The organism is Rheinheimera sp. UJ51, assembly GCF_020819615.1.
GTDB classification, from domain to species: Bacteria; Pseudomonadota; Gammaproteobacteria; order Enterobacterales; family Alteromonadaceae; genus Alishewanella; species Alishewanella maricola.
Genome location: NZ_JAJHOG010000016.1, coordinates 47,275 through 66,081, shown reverse-complemented (window position 1 = coordinate 66,081; position 18,807 = coordinate 47,275). Strand labels below are relative to the sequence as shown.

General features: G+C 46.6%; 18 protein-coding genes. 9 read left to right on the top strand and 9 right to left on the bottom strand.

Features of this window, described 5'->3' with window-relative positions; all coding sequences use genetic code 11:
* Positions 1–144: 144 nt before the first annotated feature.
* Both LMJ53_RS15440 and LMJ53_RS15435 read right to left on the bottom strand, forming a co-directional pair.
* Positions 145–648, bottom strand: a complete 504-nt coding sequence (locus LMJ53_RS15440; RefSeq protein WP_229588144.1) for a hypothetical protein — start codon at positions 646–648, stop codon at positions 145–147.
* 329 nt (positions 649–977) lie between these two features.
* A complete protein-coding gene (locus tag LMJ53_RS15435) occupies positions 978–1,865 on the bottom strand; it encodes a LysR family transcriptional regulator (RefSeq protein ID WP_229588142.1) in 888 nt (295 codons plus the stop codon).
* Between the two features lie 169 nt (positions 1,866–2,034).
* Between LMJ53_RS15435 and LMJ53_RS15430 the strand changes: the two genes are divergently transcribed.
* From LMJ53_RS15430 to LMJ53_RS15410, 5 genes are all read left to right on the top strand, one after another.
* A complete protein-coding gene (locus tag LMJ53_RS15430; RefSeq protein ID WP_229588140.1) occupies positions 2,035–3,207 on the top strand; it encodes an MFS transporter in 1,173 nt (390 codons plus the stop codon).
* Positions 3,208–3,250: 43 nt separating this feature from the next.
* Entirely contained in the window at positions 3,251–4,192 is a 942-nt protein-coding gene (locus LMJ53_RS15425; protein ID WP_229588138.1) for a TIGR03571 family LLM class oxidoreductase, read from the top strand.
* Between the two features lie 205 nt (positions 4,193–4,397).
* Complete coding sequence (locus LMJ53_RS15420; RefSeq protein WP_229588136.1) at positions 4,398–4,778, top strand: PA2779 family protein; 381 nt, start codon at positions 4,398–4,400, stop codon at positions 4,776–4,778.
* A gap of 48 nt (positions 4,779–4,826) precedes the next feature.
* Positions 4,827–5,768 carry a PA2778 family cysteine peptidase gene (locus LMJ53_RS15415; RefSeq protein ID WP_229588134.1) on the top strand — a complete coding sequence of 314 codons (942 nt, stop codon included), beginning with the start codon at positions 4,827–4,829 and terminating at the stop codon, positions 5,766–5,768.
* A 450-nt stretch (positions 5,769–6,218) separates the two neighbouring features.
* Positions 6,219–8,264 carry a S9 family peptidase gene (locus LMJ53_RS15410; RefSeq protein WP_229588133.1) on the top strand — a complete coding sequence of 682 codons (2,046 nt, stop codon included), beginning with the start codon at positions 6,219–6,221 and terminating at the stop codon, positions 8,262–8,264.
* A gap of 155 nt (positions 8,265–8,419) precedes the next feature.
* Here LMJ53_RS15410 and LMJ53_RS15405 read toward each other — a convergent pair whose 3' ends face one another.
* From LMJ53_RS15405 to LMJ53_RS15395, 3 genes are all read right to left on the bottom strand, one after another.
* Positions 8,420–9,871 (bottom strand): NAD-dependent succinate-semialdehyde dehydrogenase, encoded by a 1,452-nt coding sequence (locus LMJ53_RS15405; protein WP_229588131.1) that lies wholly within the window; start codon positions 9,869–9,871, stop codon positions 8,420–8,422.
* Positions 9,872–9,932: 61 nt separating this feature from the next.
* A complete protein-coding gene (locus LMJ53_RS15400; RefSeq protein WP_229588130.1) occupies positions 9,933–10,184 on the bottom strand; it encodes a TIGR03643 family protein in 252 nt (83 codons plus the stop codon).
* 2 nt (positions 10,185–10,186) lie between these two features.
* Entirely contained in the window at positions 10,187–10,549 is a 363-nt protein-coding gene (locus tag LMJ53_RS15395; protein ID WP_229588128.1) for a DUF2237 family protein, read from the bottom strand.
* A gap of 91 nt (positions 10,550–10,640) precedes the next feature.
* Between LMJ53_RS15395 and LMJ53_RS15390 the strand changes: the two genes are divergently transcribed.
* Positions 10,641–11,150: a lipocalin family protein gene (locus tag LMJ53_RS15390; protein WP_229588126.1), complete on the top strand. Its 510-nt coding sequence runs from the start codon at positions 10,641–10,643 to the stop codon at positions 11,148–11,150.
* Between the two features lie 55 nt (positions 11,151–11,205).
* Here the strand turns inward: LMJ53_RS15390 and LMJ53_RS15385 are convergent, their stop codons facing one another.
* The 3 genes from LMJ53_RS15385 to LMJ53_RS15375 form a co-directional block, all read right to left on the bottom strand.
* Positions 11,206–12,672, bottom strand: a complete 1,467-nt coding sequence (locus LMJ53_RS15385; RefSeq protein ID WP_229588125.1) for an aminoacyl-histidine dipeptidase — start codon at positions 12,670–12,672, stop codon at positions 11,206–11,208.
* 198 nt (positions 12,673–12,870) lie between these two features.
* Complete coding sequence (locus LMJ53_RS15380) at positions 12,871–14,031, bottom strand: phage tail sheath family protein (RefSeq protein ID WP_229588123.1); 1,161 nt, start codon at positions 14,029–14,031, stop codon at positions 12,871–12,873.
* A gap of 115 nt (positions 14,032–14,146) precedes the next feature.
* Positions 14,147–15,172: a zinc-binding alcohol dehydrogenase family protein gene (locus tag LMJ53_RS15375; RefSeq protein ID WP_229588121.1), complete on the bottom strand. Its 1,026-nt coding sequence runs from the start codon at positions 15,170–15,172 to the stop codon at positions 14,147–14,149.
* A gap of 108 nt (positions 15,173–15,280) precedes the next feature.
* Between LMJ53_RS15375 and LMJ53_RS15370 the strand changes: the two genes are divergently transcribed.
* The 3 genes from LMJ53_RS15370 to LMJ53_RS15360 all read left to right on the top strand — a co-directional run bounded on the left by LMJ53_RS15370 (position 15,281) and on the right by LMJ53_RS15360 (position 18,074).
* Positions 15,281–16,219 carry a LysR family transcriptional regulator gene (locus LMJ53_RS15370; RefSeq protein WP_229588119.1) on the top strand — a complete coding sequence of 313 codons (939 nt, stop codon included), beginning with the start codon at positions 15,281–15,283 and terminating at the stop codon, positions 16,217–16,219.
* A gap of 150 nt (positions 16,220–16,369) precedes the next feature.
* Entirely contained in the window at positions 16,370–17,455 is a 1,086-nt protein-coding gene (locus LMJ53_RS15365) for a DUF2891 domain-containing protein (RefSeq protein WP_229588117.1), read from the top strand.
* A gap of 10 nt (positions 17,456–17,465) precedes the next feature.
* Complete coding sequence (locus LMJ53_RS15360) at positions 17,466–18,074, top strand: DUF502 domain-containing protein (RefSeq protein WP_229588116.1); 609 nt, start codon at positions 17,466–17,468, stop codon at positions 18,072–18,074.
* A gap of 3 nt (positions 18,075–18,077) precedes the next feature.
* On the opposite strand, the gene LMJ53_RS15355 is transcribed toward LMJ53_RS15360, so the two are convergent.
* Positions 18,078–18,701 carry a LysE family translocator gene (locus LMJ53_RS15355; RefSeq protein ID WP_229588114.1) on the bottom strand — a complete coding sequence of 208 codons (624 nt, stop codon included), beginning with the start codon at positions 18,699–18,701 and terminating at the stop codon, positions 18,078–18,080.
* Positions 18,702–18,807: the final 106 nt, after the last annotated feature.

Sequence of the window (18,807 nt, the reverse complement as noted above, 5' to 3'; positions counted from 1 at the left end):
GCTTACGCCCATTTTTCTCGGCGCGAGAAAGCTTAAGGATGTCTTCAGCAGTATGATTCATAAGACTCAGAGTGTGATGATTTGGTGAGTACAATTAGAGCAGAAAACAAGATGGAATGGTATGAAAATACCATTTCACTTTTGTTAAAACCCTAAATCCTCTTTAGTATTTTTTGGTTTTTGCAGAGCATCAAAACCTATACTAAGTGAAGTAACTCTTGCTTGGCGATTTAAAGACAAAATTACCCCATTGTCATTTTCCCAAACTAAAATTACTGTACCTGACATAACTGATGGTGGGCTCTGAGGCTGGCCGAATTGAGTAATTAATTTCTGATGTAACATAGGAAAATCATTTGGACTAAAATCAATCGAAACCCCAGATAATCTGTTTTCAGAGTCGAAAGCAAATCTTATGGTATCGTTCTTGCTCCGGTTTAAACCAAACACCGCTCTGTCATCTTTTATTTCGATTAAGGTTATACCAAAGTTTTTTGTTTTTTTTCCACTTGGGTAAGTTGCCATTACACTTTCAGGCTGAGCACCCCATTTCAGACTAAATACACCGTCGCCAAATAAATCATATGCAGGGCCAGCAGTAACGCCAAAAGTCAAACAAAGCAATAAAGATAAGAGTGTTTTATTCATAGTTAAACCTGATATTTTAGAAAATTCACTGCTGAATGTAACACCAATCAGAATTTACTCAAGCAACAATAAACACCAGAAATACAATAGGGTGCAGTTCAGAAAACACTTGCAGGTGTGTCAGAATTATTTAGAGTAAAATTTGGCATGACAAATTCATTTTTTAGGAACGCAGGTTATCCATTGGCAATCCTGGAGAGTACATAAACACTGTCAATCTTTGTCCGATGGCAGAGTTAAGGCCATTTATTTACAGGCATTAGCTTTGACGATTACTCATGGAATATGTTTTGACATAAGGCCTGCAACAGCAACTCGGAGTGAACATTTTATAAACTAAATTTCTTTGAGAAAAAATTAACAAATGCCGAAATTCTTGACGATACCGCCGAGTTTTTATAATAGACCGCGTGGATCTCTTCTCGAGGATTAGGGGAAGTGACTGTGCCGGGTAGCAACTCTACAAGGCGGTTATTCTCGAGGTCTTTTCTGATCATGAAGTTTGATAGCAATGCTATACCATTGCCATTTAAGGCAAGCTGTCTTAACGCTTCACCGTTACTTGCGGTAATTCTGGGGCGTAATTCGATGTCTTCCTTTAAAAACCAATTGTTTAGCTTTGCCGAATCAGCAAAACCGATTAAAGCATGGTGTTTGAGTTCAGACAGGTGTTTTGGAATGCGGGTCTTAGCTAAATATCGTGGGCTCGCAACGATATGCAGTGTACTGTTACCCAGTTTTTTTGCATGTAAATTAGAATCTGCCAACTTACCGATCCGAATGGCAACATCGGTCTTCTTTTCAATTAAATCAATAATATTTTCATTTGAAATAAGGTCTAATTGAATGTCTGGATACGCTATTTGAAAGTCTTCAATATAAGGGATAACTTGATGAAATAGAAAAGGGCTTGCAGCATCTACCCTTAATCGCCCTTTCGGCACACCTTTAAGGTTATTTAATTCTTCTTCTCCTCGGCTAAGCGTATCTAAGCCTTCTTTGGCATATTTCAGAAACAGATGCCCTTCCTCTGACAGCTCTATTCTTCTCGTACTGCGGTTTAGTAAGGTAACGGCTAACTCTTTTTCTAAACGCGCAATTGAGCGTGATATTGTTGCCACTTGCGTATTAAGCAAGTTTGCCGCTGCGGTAAAACTCCCACAATCGACAACCGTAATAAAGTTCTCTAGATCTTCCGTTTTCGCTTTTACCATCATGGAATAGCTCTTTGTTATAACAATCTAGAGGTCACTTTATAATAAATACCGCAATAAATCCCAGCTGATTATTGCAATTTTGTCAAAAGTGTTTTGTCTTTAATACTGTTTTTGCAAGTACCTCAATAGTTGAAAATCGCCTTACTTAAACTACTTGAGGATTATAGATATGCCCTTAGCATTACTCGCACTGACATTAAGTGCATTTGCAATAGGAACGACAGAATTCGTTATTGTTGGCCTTATCCCAACCATAGCGGCTGATTTAGGCGTTTCTTTACCATCCGCTGGCTTACTGATTAGTTTATACGCGCTAGGTGTAGCAATTGGTGCCCCAGTACTGACTGCTTTAACTGGCCGCTGGAATAGAAAGTCAGTATTACTCACGCTCATGGCACTTTTCGTTATGGGTAACTTACTTGCTTGGCAAGCGCCAAGTTACGAAACGCTTATTATTGCTCGCATATTAACAGGGCTTGCACATGGTGTGTTTTTTTCCATCGGTTCCACTATTGCTACGAGTTTAGTCAGCAAAGATAAAGAAGCGAGCGCCATCGCCATCATGTTTACCGGTTTAACGGTAGCTTTAGTAACGGGTGTCCCTCTGGGTACTTGGATCGGTCAAGAGTTAGGCTGGAGAGCGACTTTTTTAATTGTCTCCATACTGGGGTTTGTGGCGTTGATTGGAAGCGCAATCCTTGTTCCATCGAACTTAAAGCAAGCGGCGCCGGCAAAGTTATCCGAACAACTTAAAGTGTTAACCCAACCAAGATTGCTGCTGGTTTATGCAATGACGGCTGTTGGTTACGGCGGTACTTTTGTCGCGTTTACCTACTTAGCGCCTATTTTGGAACAAGTATCAGGTTTCGAATCAAGCTCAATTGGCTTAATTATGCTGGTATATGGTGTTTCGGTGGCGTTCGGAAATATTTGGGGCGGTAAGCTTGCAGATAAAATGGGCCCGATAAAGGCGCTACATATCATCTTCACTGCACTTGCCGTAGTGCTGTTCGCTTTTACGTTCACCGCAGGAAACCAAATTGGTGCCGTCTTAACTGTACTTATTTGGGGGGCATTCGCCTTCGGTAACGTCCCTGGATTACAGGTATATGTTGTGCAACTTGCTGAGAAATACACTCCAAATGCCGTTGATGTCGCTTCAGGTCTTAATATTGCGGCATTTAATGTGGGTATTGCCATAGGTTCGATTATTGGCGGCATGGTGGTCGAAGATATGGCGCTGATTGACACACCTTGGATCGGAGCATTGATTGTGGTGTTCGCCATTATTCTGACCAGAGTGTCTGGTTTCTTAGATGCTCGTGATCAAGCAAAAGTCTAGTCATCAATAAAGTGGGGGCGAGCCCCCCATCAAGGATACTGATATGGGTTTTGATAAGTTACAGCAACTTGGATTTTCAATAGGAGTTGAGTTGCCTCTGGACAATGATTGGTCAAAGGATGGGCAAATAAAGAGAATGCGCGATAAAAGAGCCTTTGGTGTACCCGATATGGCTCTGCATAAAGAGCGAGTTGTATTAGCGGATGAATTGGGTTTTAGCACTGCATGGGTTAGAGACGTTCCGTTGTACGATCCCAATTTTGGTGATGCGGCTCAAGTTTTTGAGGCATTCACTTACTTGGGGTTCTTAGCTGGCGTTACTAAGAACATTTTACTTGGCACTGCCGCCATAGTGTTGCCTCTTAGACAACCTTGGCTGGTCAAGAAAGCCGCTAATACTGTTATGGAGCTAAGTGATAACCGATTAATACTCGGTGTTGCAAGCGGCGATAGGCCATCTGAATATCCTCTTTTTAAAGTGGATTATCGTTCTCGCGGGGAGTTATTTAGAAACGCAGTGCAAGTCATTAAAGACACGTCAGCTTCAAAACTTGAGGCTGGCCAAGCGATCCTTCCGCATGTTCCTGCATACCCACTCTATGTTGCAGGTCTTGCACAACAAACTCCTGAATGGATTGGCGCTCACTTAGATGGATGGTTGGCCTACCCCGGTACGCCTGAAGATCATTGCCAAAGAGTTGAACTTTGGCGAAGTGTTGCAGGGGATAAACCTTATGTAAGTTTTATCCATCTAGACTTTATCGATAACCCAAATGCACCAATAGAACGACATCGCTTTGGTGTTAAAACAGGAATTAACGGTTTAATCGAAGAGCTTTCAGCGATGAAAGCGGCAGGCGTTAACCATATCGGGCTGCACTTTAGACGGAATGACGCGTCGGTTGAAGAAAGTATGAACGCTATTGCTGAATATGTACTTCCTCATTTTCATGTAAATACGGATAAAAAATGTATTTACAAGTAAGGCACAAGTTAATTGCTGACACCTAGCCAACATTGCTGCATCTGAGCGTCGTAAAGATGAGCACTTTACGACTTGAAAAAAACACGCTATTGCGCAGTAATCAGCTATCGTCTACTCTCTAAGGGCTTCAGCATTTTTGCTTCCTTATGACTTTTTCATTTAAAGCAGATTTAACCTGATAAACAACGCATTAAGGATATATTTCATGATGAAAAACGTATTAAAAGTCGGCATTATCAGTTCGATGTTAATTCTGGGTATGGGCCATGCAACCGCTGGGGTTTATAGCTCTAGCCAGGTCATTGAGAGCCAGCAATATCAGTTTAATAAGCAGCAAGTGTTATCATTTGTAAATAACGCCGATGTGCAAAGCAAACTCGTTGAGTTAGGTGTTAGCCCTGCGGATGCAGAAAAACGCATTGCGAATATGACCAGTGAAGAATTAGCCGCGTTAAACGCACAGTTAAATGATATGCCCGCGGGCGGTGTTATTGGTACCGTAATCACGGTATTAGTTGTTGTTGCGGTTTTAGATTTAATGGGCTTGACCGACGTATATCCGTTTATTCGCCCTATCGGCCGATAAGTGTTGTCACGTAAGCTACTGCAGACCAGCCCTTGGGCTGGTTTTATTTTGACCGTATTGTTAATGTCTGCCTGTCAAACGCCGCCACAAACACAACAATTACTGCGCGAACCACCCAACATCACTTTTTCTCATCTTATCGCGCAAGTGCCCTTTTATCCACAACAACAATTTTACTGTGGCCCAACCACCTTAGCGGAAGTGGCCAATTTTCATGGGCTTGAGGCGTCACCGGATACTATCGCGGCCCATACCTTTACCCCGGGTCTTGAAGGTACCCTGCAAATTGAAATGGCCGCAGCCACTCGGCAACTTGGGTTGGTTGCTTATCAGCAACGTGGCAGCATGCAACAATTATTGCAGCTACTGGCGGAAGATATTCCGGTTATTGTGTTACAGAACAATTCTGTAGCTTGGTTGCCACAGTGGCATTATGCCGTGGCGATTGGTTACGATTTGAGTAAGGCAGAAATCATTTTACATAGCGGTGTTACCGCAGCGCATCGCTTGAACTTCGCCACTTTTGAGCGCACTTGGCAACGCGGTAAATACTGGATGCTGGCCATGTTACCTAGCCACATCACCAGCCCGCACTTAGACCCTTTTATTTACAGCAAAGCTTGCCATGATTTACTGAACACGCAACAAGCTGAAGCCGGTGTAGCTGCACTAATTAGTGCCACACAGCAATGGCCTGATTACTGGCTACCTTATTTTTTATTAGGGAATCATTATTTTAATAGCCAACCCAACTACGCGGCACAATGGTTTGCCAAAGGCTTACCTTACGCCAAAAATGAAGTGAGTTATTTAAACAACTACGCGATGTTATCCAGTGAGCTAGGCTGCCAGCGTAAAGCCATCGCCCTGATCAATATGGCACTGCAGTTAGCACCACAAGACGCTAACTTGCTCGATAGTCAGCAGCAAATTTTATCTGCCGATTTAAGTCAGGAAAATCTTGCGGCATGTTTAGTTGATTTGAAGTAGCACATAGTTAACGTTGCAAAACTGAACACCGCGCTGTCAACCACGAAAACAGGGATGTTTGAAATGATCAAGAAAACCGTCTTTTACTCACGTTTATGTTGTTGGAGTGAAGCCTTACAGCTTTCAAACAAGTAGAAAGGGTTACAGACACGAACCGATAGCTGGCCCGCTGAAAACTCAGGTTTTAAACCCACCCTGCTTAGTTAGCGTTTTACCCGAGCCAGCCGTATCGTGCTAAACACTAAGCGGATTGGTATTAGCTTTAAACCGCTATTTTTTGCTGGGTTTTATCGTAACAGTCGACAATTAGCACTTCTGAATTGCTGGCGATATCCCAAATGCAGTTTACTTACAATTATCTCGTTATTCCGCAACTTCAACTGATCTGATCTTGTCTGTTATTGCATAGCCTATATGGTGAATCGAATCCTGTTAATCTCTCGAGGTTTTATGAACATTTTCCCGATGCTTGCACTCGCCACTGCGCTAGGTGTTGCGCCCGCAATAGCGGCTAGCACCACCCCATTTCAAGCTGAAGATATTTTTAAACTGGCGGCGGCGAATGATGTACAGATCTCGCCTGATGGCAAATACATTGTTTATGTGCGCCAACAGAACAACATTATGACGGATCGTACCGAGAGTAACCTATGGTTAATCGAGGTCGCAAGCGGCAAGCACTCGCCGCTCTTTGCCGATAAGTTCAGTTACAGCCAACCACGCTGGGCCCCTGACAGTAAACGTATTGCCTTTGTCTCGGATCGTGATGGCAGCAGCCAAATCTTCGTGCACTGGCTAGCAGAACAAAAAACCGCAGCCATTAGCCAACTGCAAGTGCGCCCCTCGCAACTGAGTTGGTCTCCTGATGGTAAGCGCATTGCATTTATGGCTGAAGTGAGCGCCCCCACTACCGATTTTGCGAAAAGTGTTTATCAACCGAAAAAACCGGCAGGAGCGAATTGGTCGCAAAGCCCCATCGTAGTAGAACGCACTTATTATCAGGCCGATGGCCGAGGTGTAATGCGCTCTGCGTATAACCAGTTATTTGTCTTACCCAGTGAAGGCGGTGTAGAGCAGCAACTCACTGAAGGCCCTTATGCGCATCGCGGGCCAGTTGTTTGGACCAAAGATAACAATAACCTAATTTTCTCGGCTAACCGTAATGCCGACTGGGAATATCAAAGCAACCAAGGCGATCTGTATAAAGTTAGCATTAACAATCAGCAACTGACTCAATTAACCCGCCTTGATGGTGCAGAAAGCGAACCCGCTTTATCACCCGACGGTAAAACCTTGGCCTTTACCTTTAGCAGCCCAGCTGCCGTTTCTTACAGCAACACTAAACTTAAATTGTTAGCGTTAGATTCAGGTAAATTCAGCGATCTTGCCGCCAACTTGGATCGCAGCGTTGAAAGCCCTAACTGGGTCGACAACAGCACTTTAGTGTTTCAATATGCTGATCAAGGGCAAACTAAAGTTGCGCAAATCAGTACCCGTGATCGCATGACCGACTTGGTTAACGATCTCGGCGGTACCTCATTAGGTCGGCCTTATTTAAGCGGCATGTTCAGTGTGGCCAATGACGGCACCTTGGCTTACACCCAAGGCACTAGCCAGCGTCCAGCCGATGTAGCGGTTTACTCGAAAAATAAAAGCCGCACCCTCACGGCTTTAAATAGCGGCTTATTGCAGCAACGCCAGTTGGGTAAAGTAGAGGAAATTCGTTATACCTCTACTGCGGGTAATGAAGAAATTCAGGGCTGGTATATTACCCCGCCGAATTTTGACCCAAACAAAAAATATCCGCTGTTAGTCGAAATTCATGGTGGCCCACACCTAGCCTATGGCCCACAGTTCGCCGCTGAATTACAGCGCTATGCAGCTGAAGGTTATGTGGTGTTTTATAACAATTATCGCGGCAGTACCGGTTACGGCGAACGCTTTGCCATGCTATTGCACTTTAATTACTCGTCAGAGTTTGATTACCAAGATCATATGTCAGGCGTTGACGCGATGATTGCCAAAGGCTTTATCGATGAAAACAATCTGTACATCGCTGGCGGCTCAGCCGGCGGTATTGCCACGGCTTATGCCGTGGGGTTAACCGATCGTTTTAACGCAGCAGCCGCCACGAACCCGGTGGTGAACTGGACCACCAAGGTACTGACTGCCGATAGCTATATTGGACAAATTCAGAACCAATTCCCTGGGGTGCCTTGGGAGCATCAAGCCCATTATTGGCAGCGCTCACCGTTATCCTTAGTCGGCAATGTGAAAACGCCGGTACTGCTGTTTACCGGTGAGAAAGACCGCCGCACGCCCATTTCCGAAACAGAGCAGTATTATCAAGCATTAAAGCTGCGCCAAGTGGATACTGCTATGGTGCGGGTGCCTGATGCTTATCATGGTGTGACTAATCGGCCATCTTGGATGATTGCGAAGGTAGAGCATGCGCTAGCCTGGTTTAAGCGTTATCAAAAAGCGCCAGCGCAGTAGGTCCACGATCATTCGCGCGAAAACGAAAACCGGCACCTAAGCTCATCACTTAAGTGCCGGTTTTTTTTATCACAAGAGCGACTATCTCACTAACAACTAAGGCGCTTTGTGGCTGAACAAGCCGTTAGCTGAGCAACGATTTGTCCATCCCCCGTTTAAAGCCCACCAAGGTACAAATACTTTAAATCGGTATAATCATCTAGCCCGTATTTTGACCCTTCACGCCCATATCCTGACTGCTTGATGCCACCAAAAGGTGCCGCAGCATTAGAGATAATGCCTTCATTAATACCCAGCATGCCAAATTGTAAGGCATCGGCCACACGAAACACTTGCGCTAAATCTTGGCTGTAAAAATAACCCGCCAAGCCATATTCAGTGGCATTGGCAAGTTGTATCGCTTGCGCCTCGCTGTTAAAACTACTGATGGCCACGACCGGGCCAAAGATCTCTTGTTGTGCTATTTCCATATCAGCACGAACATCGGTTAATACTGTGGCAGGGTAAAATAAACTATCCACGGCTTGGCGCTGACCGCCACAATGCAACACAGCCCCTGATGCCAAGGCTTTTTCAACCAGGTGCTCTACTTTTTGGATGGCTTTTTCATCAATTAAGGGGCCAATTTGCGCGCCCTCTTGCTCGCCAGCGGCCATTTTTAGTGCCTTCACTTTGGGTAATAGCATCGCTAAAAAGTCTGGTAACACGCTTTCTTCAACTAAAATACGATTGGCGCACACACAGGTTTGGCCGGCATTACGAAACTTCGCCGCCAGCAGGCCTGATACCGCTTGCTCTAAATCGGCATGGGCAAACACAATAAAAGGCGCATTGCCACCAAGCTCCATGCTCACCCGTTTTACTCCAGTCGCGCACTGTTGTAGCAGTTTTTTACCAACGGCAGTTGAACCGGTAAAGCTGAATTTATTCACCTTGGGATGTTGCGTGAGCACCTCACCTATGCCCTGGGCATCAGTGCCAACCAACACATTGAAGATGCCTGATGGCACACCGGCTTGTTGCGCTAATTCGGCACAAGCTAAGGCAGACAAGGGGGTTTGCTGGGCTACCTTGACCACAAAACTACAGCCTGCAGCCAAAGCCGCAGCGGCTTTGCGCATCATCATGGCATTGGGGAAATTCCAAGGGGTGATCGCGGTCACAACGCCCACTGGCTGTCGCTGAACTAAAATGCGTTTATCTGAGGCCGGTGCAGGAATGAGGTCGCCGTAAAGTCGTTTCGCTTCTTCGGCAAACCATTGCAGGTAAGAAGCCCCATATTCGATTTCTGCCGCCGCTTCCGTTAGCGGCTTGCCTTGTTCTAAAGTGAGTAGCAGGGCTAAATCAGTTTTATGCTGCAACAACAACTGCTGCCAGCGCAATAATACTGAGGCTCGCTGTTGAGCCGGTTGGGCAGCCCAGGCGGCTTGGGCCGCCGCCGCGGCGACTACCGCAACCTCTGCCATGTCGGCATTAGCGCCCTGCACGTCCAGCAGCACCTGTTGTGTTGCAGGGTTTGTTACGGCAAAACTATCAGGGCCGGCTTGCCATTGGCCATTAATAAAGGAACAGGTTTTCAATAAACTCGCATCTACGTTAGTCAGCATCGCATCGGTCTCCTTGTATCGCGACTAACCAGCCTAGACGTTCAGCCCAATGGAAACAACCCTAACGCTTATATTGTGTTGGACAATAGGCCCGACTAACGGCGGGATCACGTAACTGTAAATGTTTCGTTTTACGGCCCGTTACTCGCGCTCGCCATAGCCGAAAACTTCCGGATTTGAGTGTTTTGCGCATTAATTTAATCACCGCACTTTCATCTAAGCCATACAGCCCTTCGATCGCCTCAAACGGCGTACGATCTTCCCAAGCCATTTCGACAATACGAGAGACATCTTCTTCAGATAAGATCTGCATCGTTACTCCTTAAGCGCATACTGCTGATACAACGCTAATTCGGCAAACTGCAGCGCTTTGCTATGACAAGCCGATAGCTTTAATAAGGGCGCAACGCCGGCCTGCTCGGCTTCTAACCAACGCATGGCACAAAGACACCAAAAATCGCCCGGTTGTAAGCCCGGGAAATGCCACTCGGGCCGGGGCGTAGTCAGATCATTGCCCTGACTTAAGGTAAAAGCTAAAAACTCACTGCTGATTTGACCACACAGCACATGACTGCCGCTATCTTGTGCGGTTGTTTTGCAAAAACCATCACGAAAATAGCCGGTCATCGGTGAGTAGCAACACGCCTCTAGCGCACCGCCAAGAATATTTTTGTCCATATCATCTGCTTTTTGACACTGTTAAGCTTGTTAAACGTATAGAATCGCCGAGTCGATTAATCATCTGCGAAATATTTAAACAGGAGTGGTTATGCGTTTTTTCTGGATCTTCATCTTTTTTCTGACCAGCTGTACCTCGGTACCTGATGGCGTATCGCCGGTGCAACCTTTTGAGCTAGAGCGCTATCTTGGTACCTGGCATGAAATTGCCCGGTTAGATCATTCTTTTGAGCGAGGCTTAACCCAAGTTACCGCAGAATATCAACGGCGTGATGATGGTGGTGTGACTGTTATTAACCGTGGCTACGATGCTAAAAAGCAACGCTGGAACACCGCCAATGGCAAAGCTTACTTTGTGGAAGCCCCTGATGTTGGCCGCTTAAAAGTGTCGTTTTTTGGGCCTTTCTATGGCGGCTATAATATCGCCATGTTAGATGCCGATTATCAAATTGCCTTGGTAATAGGCCCTAATACGGATTACGCTTGGCTACTGGCACGCCAACCGCAATTAACGGCGGCAAAATGTGCGCCTTTCTTAAAAGAAGCCGAACGGATCGGGGTGGCGACTGACAATTGGATTTGGATTGGCAGCTGCAAATAGTGCGCTGGCCCAAGAAAAAGCCGCAGTAATGGCTTACTGCGGCTGGCTTAGTGACTTAAGCTGCGGTCTTTTCCGGAATACGTTCTAGTACCGCTAACAGCAATTGCCAATACTGGCCGACCGTTTCGATATTCACCATTTCGTCAGGGCCATGCGGATAACGAATGGTTGGGCCAATCGATACCATATCCATCTCAGGATAAGGCTTTTTAAATAAACCACATTCTAAACCCGCATGGATCACCATTATCACTGGCTCTTTATTGTAGATGTCTTCGTAAGTGGCTTTAACGATAGCCATTACCGGTGAATCAGGATCCGGCTTCCAACCTGGATAAGCACCGTTAAATTTGATCGAGACACCGGCTAATGCCGCCAAACTGGTCAATACCGACTCGACATGCTCACGGCCAGAATCGATCAGTGAGCGAATTAAACACACCACCTGTACACTGTCGCCATCGGTGGTGATCACACCTAAGTTTAACGAGGTTTCTACCACACCCTCCACGTCATCACTCATCCGCATCACGCCATTCGGACAAGCATGTAATAAGTTTAATAGCGTTTGTTCACACTGTGGCGCCATGACTTGTGAGGGTAAAATGGTTTCCGCCATAGCAAAGCGGATCGCCGGCTCAATAGCCGCTAACTCTTGCTGTAATAACGCTTCAAAAGCCGCGACTTTTTCAGCTAACAAAGCTTGATTCGCCGCAGGCAAGGTCACCGTAACACCGGCTTCACGCGGAATGGCATTTCGTAAAGAGCCGCCGACTATTTCACTGATCCGTAAACCTAACTCAGCGGCCGACATCACTAAAAAGCGCGCTAATAGTTTGGCGGCATTACCGCGACCTAAGTGAATATTCACGCCCGAGTGGCCGCCCTTTAAACCGGTTAAACTTAACCGAAATGCTTGATGTCCTGCAGGGATCGGTTGCCATTGCATCGGCACACTAAATTCGGCGTCTACACCACCGGCGCAGCCCATGTAGATTTCACCCTCTTGCTCTGAGTCGGTATTAATTAAAATTTCCGCTTCTAGCACACCGGGTTGCAAAGCAAAAGCGCCCGTCATGCCCGCTTCTTCATCTACCGTGAGTAACACTTCTAATGGGCCGTGTTTAATGTCATCACTGCCTAAGATGGCTAACGCAGATGCCATACCGATACCGTTGTCTGAGCCCAGCGTGGTGCCACGTGCCGTGACCCATTCGCCATCAACGTAAGCATCAATAGGATCTTTTGTAAAATCATGCACTTTATCGGCATTTTTCTGTGGCACCATATCAAGGTGCGCTTGAATAACCACGGCTTTACGGTTTTCCATGCCCGCAGTAGCGGTTTTTTTAATAATTAAGTTGCCAACCTGATCTTCATGCACGGCTAAGCCTTTATCTCGCGCCCAGGCTTGAATATGCCGGCTAAGTGCTTGTTCATGTTTTGAAGGATGAGGAATGGCACAAATTTGCGCAAACCATTGCCATAAGGGTTGTGGATATAAGCTAGATAAAGCAGTCACAAAGGCTCCTGAAAATCGAAGAAAACGACAGGCTCTGCGCGAACATGCAGGCAAAACCAAATTGACGCCAGTTTAACATAAGCCAACATCAGAGTTGAGTTTCTGCCGCAGCGCACACACCGACACAGGCTAAAGAGATCGCGGAGCTGTAAAGGTAGGCTGCCAGTTAACTATGTCGCGTTAACTATGCCGCTTTAACTATGGCACGCTAAGAGGATACACTAACCTAAGAATGACAAACTCTGCCGGCTTAAGCAAAGCCACGCCGCATAAGAGAATCAGCTGCTGCTGGAGGATATCTTGCACGGTCATTGTCTGCCCCAAGCCACAACGTACAAAAAAAGCCTCTTTCGGCACCGTGCCTTTCATAGCCCCGGCTTGAAATAGCGAGAGCAGAAACTGTTCCACATTACTGCGTACCGCTTGCCACAGTGGCTCACTGTTTTCCACAGCGTGAGCCCACTCAAGGTTGTGTAAAATACTTTGCTCAATAAAGATAGCGGTGCGCCGCACTGAAAGATACCGCCATTCTGGCTCGGCCGCCGATGCCAAGGTACGCCCACCCCAAAGCACAGTGTCTGCCTTGGGTAACGCTCTTAGGCAATTAATCCCTAATGGATTGAGCTGCTGCAGCAAGGTATTGCTTATCGGCAGCCGCAAATTGCAGGCGTCATAAAGTTTTGCCGTAGTACCTGCTGGCGCTTTCCAAACACCGTTTTTGCTATCCATAGTGCCGTAAATCGCCGCCGCTGCGGCTGAAGGTGGAACAATGAGCGCTGGCAACACCCCGCTTTTCGTTCGGGGCTGATAGCTGGGATCAGGCATCGTTAACCATGGATAATACAACACGGCATAGCTTGATGAAGGTAACTGTAAGGCAGCAACATCGGCGGCACTGTGCAGTTGCACTGTCGGCGCGATATCTAACAGCAATATGCAGCGACGAGACTGCTGACAAAACGCCAGCGAAGTTTTAATCGCCTCATTCGCGGCACTGTGTTTTGTCCCGCTCCAATATAGCCCAGGCAAAACAATCAGGCTGAAATCAACATAAGCAGTTAACACTTTTTGATAAAGCGGCTGTAAATCGTCATCAGCCACAGGGCAAATATAGGCTTTGTTACCGTTATTGGCATAAAACGTCATCACCGCTTGATTCATTGCTGAAGCAAGCTTGCTATCGTGCAGTTTGCCGTGTCCCGGCAGGTCTTTTTGCGGTGTTTGAAATAACTGCCGATATTGCGCCAAGCTGTCAATTAATATCGGTTTAGCAACAATGCCATATTCGGTGCGACCGATAAAAAGCACTGTGGCGGTGCTTACCGCCACTATGGGTGTTGCTATCCCTGTCTGCTGCATCTGATCCCCCGCTGCGCCGATATTGGCGCTACCGTGCAAGGGCACACCGTTATGGTTGCCCTTTGCTAAAGGTAGTCAGGGATCCGCGTTATCGCCATGCGATTGCTGAAATGGCTTAAAACCCTTCTAATACAATTTTTCCGATAGCTTGGCCAGACTCCAGTTCGGCATGGGCGCGAATTAAGTTTGCAGCATTAATTTGCCCAAAATGCTGCCCAAGCGTAGTGCGCATAACACCTTGTTCAATCAATGCCGCTACCTGATTGAGCAAATGACGCTGCTCTAGCATATCGGCCGTTTTAAACATTGAGCGAGTAAACATAAACTCCCAGTGCAGCGAAATGCTCTTTGGCTTTAACTTTTTAATTTCCAGTGTGGCCGGATCATCAATCAAACCTAACTTACCGAAGGGCTGTAACACCTCGACATAATCATCTACATAACGTTCTGTATGGTTCAAACTTGCAACATGGGTGACCGCCGCTATCCCTAAAGCGTTAATTTGAGCCGCTAAAGGTTTGCTGTGATCAACCACATAATCCGCGCCTAATGCCTTGACCCAAGCTTTCGAGCTGTCACGCGACGCCGTAGCAATAATGGTTGCACCCGTTAAAGCTTTAGCCAATTGCAGTAACATAGAGCCCACACCGCCAGCGGCGCCCACCACTAACAGCACTTCCGCCGTTTTTTGTGTTTGTCCTACAACTTGCTGCTGCATGCCCAACTGCTTAAACAATAATTCATAAGCAGTAATGGTGGTTAAGGGTAAGGCCGCCGCTTCGGCCGCGGTTAAATTGCTGGGTTTATTACCGACAATACGCTCATCAACTAATTGATATTCTGCATTACTGCCCTGCCGTGTTAGATCCCCTGCGTAATACACTTGTTGCCCAACACTGAGCAACGCCACTTCATCACCCACCGCGACCACTTCACCCACGGCATCCCAACCCAGTACCCGATACTCACCTGCTGCCGGTTGCGCATTTTGCCGGATCTTAAAGTCGACCGGATTAACGGCAATTGCCTGTACCTTGACTAACACATCGCGACCCGAGGCGATCGGTTGCGGCAATTCGATATCGACTAAGGCGTGCGGTTCAGTAATGGCTTTATTTGCATGGTACCCGATGGCTTTCATGTTGTTGCTCCGAAACGTTATTGAATGAGGGATGTAGCATAGCGCTTGCTTTTACAATGATAAACAATGCAATATTTGTTTTATTATCAAAAAATATTTGAGTATCGAATGCAAATACAAGATTTATGGGTGGTATTGAAAGTGGCTGAGTTTCGCAGTATCACGGCAGCCGCAACCAGTTTAAACATGCAAGCTGCCACCGCCAGTGCGGCTCTAAAACGGGTAGAGCAAGCGTTAGGTGCAGAACTGTTTGTACGCACAACCCGACAATTACGCTTATCGCCACAAGGTGAAAAATTTATCCCGCAATGTGAACACGCTCTGCAACTATTACAACAAGCCGGCCAAAATCTAAAAGATGAACAGCACATTATTGATGGCGAACTACGGCTGGCTTTATCGTCAGATCTGGGCCGCAATATTATTTTACCGTGGTTAGATGAGTTTATGCTGCAGCACCCAAAGCTGAGTATCAAAGCGCATATCAGTGATACCAATGTCGACTTTTACCGTGATCCGGTTGATTTAGCCTTACGCTATGGCGCACCAAGAGATGCCAGCCTCTATGGCTTTAAAATATGCCATGTACCCAGAGTACTATGTGCCGCGCCAAGTTACTTAGCCACACATGGCACTCCCACGCATCCGCATCAACTCGCCTCACATAATGGTTTATGTTATCAACTGTATGATTTAGTAAAAGACGTATGGGAGTTTCAGCATCAAAACGACACCTTTAAAGTGAAAATCTCCGGTAATCGGGTGGCTAACGATGCCGATCTCGTGCGGCGTTGGTGCGTTGCTGGGCAAGGTGTCGCCATCAAATCGGCGTTAGACATGTCAGCGCATTTATTAGATGGCACTGTGCAGCGACTGCTGCCCGAGTACCAACCCACGCCAACTGAATTATGGTTAGTTTGCCCTAGCCGACAACTTATTACCCCGACGGTGCGTTTATTACGTGACATGTTGCGTACTCGCTGCACTGATTTATTGCAGCAATTACTGCAGCAAGCGCTATTACATCCAGCTGATTTACCAGCATAGCGAAGGCAACCATGCAGCATCAACCCAGCACTTTGCCGATGTAAAACCGCGAAATGACGAAAGGCGGCGAATTTACATTAACAACCTCACCAATATGCTTTAGTCTTAGACGCATTACCTGATCTTATCTGCAGACAACAAGGTTTCATTATGAAGTTAAGCGCCCTGCTCAGCACGGTTTTTGTCGCCACACTCAGTTTTACCAGCCAGGCGAATAATACCGCCGCAACTCGCCATAGCTTGACCCTAGCCGAAGCTAACAAGCTGGTGACATTACCGCTGCATTGTGTCGAAACACCTTATCCATACAAAACGGGCACCGTATTGGGCAGTGCCGCGGATTTACAAGAACCGTCGGTAGTGCACCCGATATTTTATGGCTGCTTTGATTGGCACAGTGCGGTGCATGGCTATTGGTCAATGGTCACTTTACTGAAACAGTTTCCTGAGCTGGCGCAAGCTGAAGACGTTAAAACCATTTTAAAACGTCATCTCACCGCTGAAAAAGTGGCACAAGAAGTCGCGTTTTTTAGCAAAGATATCAATGCGTCGTTTGAACGCACTTATGGCTGGGCCTGGTTGTTAAAGCTATCCGCAGAGCTGCACAGTTGGCCCGATCCGCTTGGCCAACAATTGGCTAAAAATTTACAACCACTGGCCGATGTGATTGTTAGCCGCTACGAAAACTTCTTACCGCGCTTGGTTTATCCAGTGCGAGTGGGTGAACATACTAACACCGCCTTTGGTTTAAGCTTTGCTTACGATTATGCGCTTACCCTGCAGCATACCGCGTTACAACAGCTGATCAGTGAGCGTGCCAAAAGCTATTATTTAGACGATGCCAACTGCCCCATCACTTGGGAGCCGAGTGGTTATGACTTTTTATCGCCTTGCTTAGAAGAAATTGGCCTTATGCAGCGCATTTTACCTGCCGGTCAGTTTTTACGCTGGGTAAACCGCTTTATGCCGCAATTAGCCGATAAGAACTATAAACTGGCCGTTGGCCAAGTTAGCGATCGCAGCGATGGTAAACTGGTGCATTTAGATGGTTTAAACTTCAGTCGCGCTTGGAATTTATCGGTACTGGCCAAACAATACCCACGCTATGCCCATTTACAAGCCATTGCCGATCAGCATGTTGCGCACTCCTATCCCAACCTGATTGGCGACAGTTACGAAGGTGGTCATTGGTTAGGTAGTTTTGCCATTCATGCGTTAAATAGTGCTAAGCCATAAAAGGAATGACATGAACATCTTTGTGAAAAGCCTATTGAAAGGCTTGGTGATCATTTTACCCTTAGTGATCACCATTGAGATCTTACGCTGGCTGCTGCATACCATCGAAAGCAGTTTAGCCCCGCTGTTTAAAATGGTTCTGCCGGGTGAATGGTACTTTCCAGGTTTAGCGATTGTCGGTTTTCTCTTAGTTTGTGTTGCAGTGGGGTTTAGCTCTCGCTGGCGTAGCCTAAATTGGCTGTGGCAATTACCCGGCAAAACGCTGATGAAATTGCCCGGTACCAAACAAATTTACGGCATGCTGCAAGATATTATTGATGTGATGTCGGGTAAAAACTTTAAAGATGGATCAGTGGTACTGGTTAAGCTGCCCTCATCCGAGATTGAGATGATTGGTATTGTCACCAAACAAGGCGGCCAAGCCGATGACCGCATGTCGAGCTTAATGCAAGAAGAGCAATTAGCCGTCTTTTTACCGATGGCTTACAACGTGGGCGGTTATACCATTATTGTACCGCGTAGCTGCACCCGAAAAATTGATATGAAACCCGCTGAAGCGCTACAACTGGTGTTAAGCGGGGGTATTGGCAGTGCCAAAGCACCGCCTAAGCTCGATTAAACGTTAATCGACTAGCATCCACAGCGCCACGCCGAACATCAGGCTGGCGCCAATGCGATTGAGATACTGCACCCGATTAGACCGTGTTAAAAACAATGCCAAGGCTTTACCGCCACTGGCATACAGCAGCATAGATAAAAACTCTAGCAACAAAATAATACTGATCAAAATAGCCAGTTGCGGCCAAAACGACAGCGAACTGTCGATAAACGGCGGTAATAACGCCATATGAAAAGCCCAGCCTTTCGGATTGGACACTGCGGTGATAAACCCCTGACTAAACAAGGCGCGGCGCGATAACATTTGCGGTACGGCGCCAGCACTGGGTAAAGCTAACTTGCCTTTAGCCCGCCACATTTGGATACCCACATAGCACAAATAAGCCGCGCCCAGCAGTTTGAACCATTGAAATAACGCCGGAAATTGCAACATTAGCGCGGCGACGCCTAGCACGGCCAATACCGCCACCAGCCCCACGCCTAACATTTCACCCCACATCATCCAAAAGGTGCGGCGCACGCCCTGACTCATACCCAGCGTCATTGCCAGCGTCATACACATACCCGGTGTTACCGACACAAACAAAAACGTCGGAATAAACGCACCCAGCAAAGCTAAATTAACCATAGTGACCTCATCGCAGTAGGCGGCTATTTTGGCGATTAGTTGTGCACTCAGCAAGTGACTTTAAACAGGAATTAGCGCCCTTCAGGTATTTTGACGGTTTTATCAA

What these genes read in the sequence shown, in the direction of transcription:
- LMJ53_RS15360 (WP_229588116.1), top strand. Translation starts at nt 17,466, where the DNA reads ATGAACATCTTTGTGAAAAGCCTATTGAAAGGCTTGGTGATCATTTTA.
- LMJ53_RS15365 (WP_229588117.1), top strand. Translation starts at nt 16,370, where the DNA reads ATGAAGTTAAGCGCCCTGCTCAGCACGGTTTTTGTCGCCACACTCAGT.
- LMJ53_RS15430 (WP_229588140.1), top strand. Translation starts at nt 2,035, where the DNA reads ATGCCCTTAGCATTACTCGCACTGACATTAAGTGCATTTGCAATAGGA.
- LMJ53_RS15405 (WP_229588131.1), bottom strand. Translation starts at nt 9,871, where the DNA reads ATGCTGACTAACGTAGATGCGAGTTTATTGAAAACCTGTTCCTTTATT.
- LMJ53_RS15435 (WP_229588142.1), bottom strand. Translation starts at nt 1,865, where the DNA reads ATGATGGTAAAAGCGAAAACGGAAGATCTAGAGAACTTTATTACGGTT.
- LMJ53_RS15355 (WP_229588114.1), bottom strand. Translation starts at nt 18,701, where the DNA reads ATGGTTAATTTAGCTTTGCTGGGTGCGTTTATTCCGACGTTTTTGTTT.
- LMJ53_RS15425 (WP_229588138.1), top strand. Translation starts at nt 3,251, where the DNA reads ATGGGTTTTGATAAGTTACAGCAACTTGGATTTTCAATAGGAGTTGAG.
- LMJ53_RS15370 (WP_229588119.1), top strand. Translation starts at nt 15,281, where the DNA reads ATGCAAATACAAGATTTATGGGTGGTATTGAAAGTGGCTGAGTTTCGC.
- LMJ53_RS15375 (WP_229588121.1), bottom strand. Translation starts at nt 15,172, where the DNA reads ATGAAAGCCATCGGGTACCATGCAAATAAAGCCATTACTGAACCGCAC.
- LMJ53_RS15420 (WP_229588136.1), top strand. Translation starts at nt 4,398, where the DNA reads ATGATGAAAAACGTATTAAAAGTCGGCATTATCAGTTCGATGTTAATT.
- LMJ53_RS15390 (WP_229588126.1), top strand. Translation starts at nt 10,641, where the DNA reads ATGCGTTTTTTCTGGATCTTCATCTTTTTTCTGACCAGCTGTACCTCG.
- LMJ53_RS15395 (WP_229588128.1), bottom strand. Translation starts at nt 10,549, where the DNA reads ATGGACAAAAATATTCTTGGCGGTGCGCTAGAGGCGTGTTGCTACTCA.
- LMJ53_RS15380 (WP_229588123.1), bottom strand. Translation starts at nt 14,031, where the DNA reads ATGCAGCAGACAGGGATAGCAACACCCATAGTGGCGGTAAGCACCGCC.
- LMJ53_RS15400 (WP_229588130.1), bottom strand. Translation starts at nt 10,184, where the DNA reads ATGCAGATCTTATCTGAAGAAGATGTCTCTCGTATTGTCGAAATGGCT.
- LMJ53_RS15440 (WP_229588144.1), bottom strand. Translation starts at nt 648, where the DNA reads ATGAATAAAACACTCTTATCTTTATTGCTTTGTTTGACTTTTGGCGTT.
- LMJ53_RS15410 (WP_229588133.1), top strand. Translation starts at nt 6,219, where the DNA reads ATGAACATTTTCCCGATGCTTGCACTCGCCACTGCGCTAGGTGTTGCG.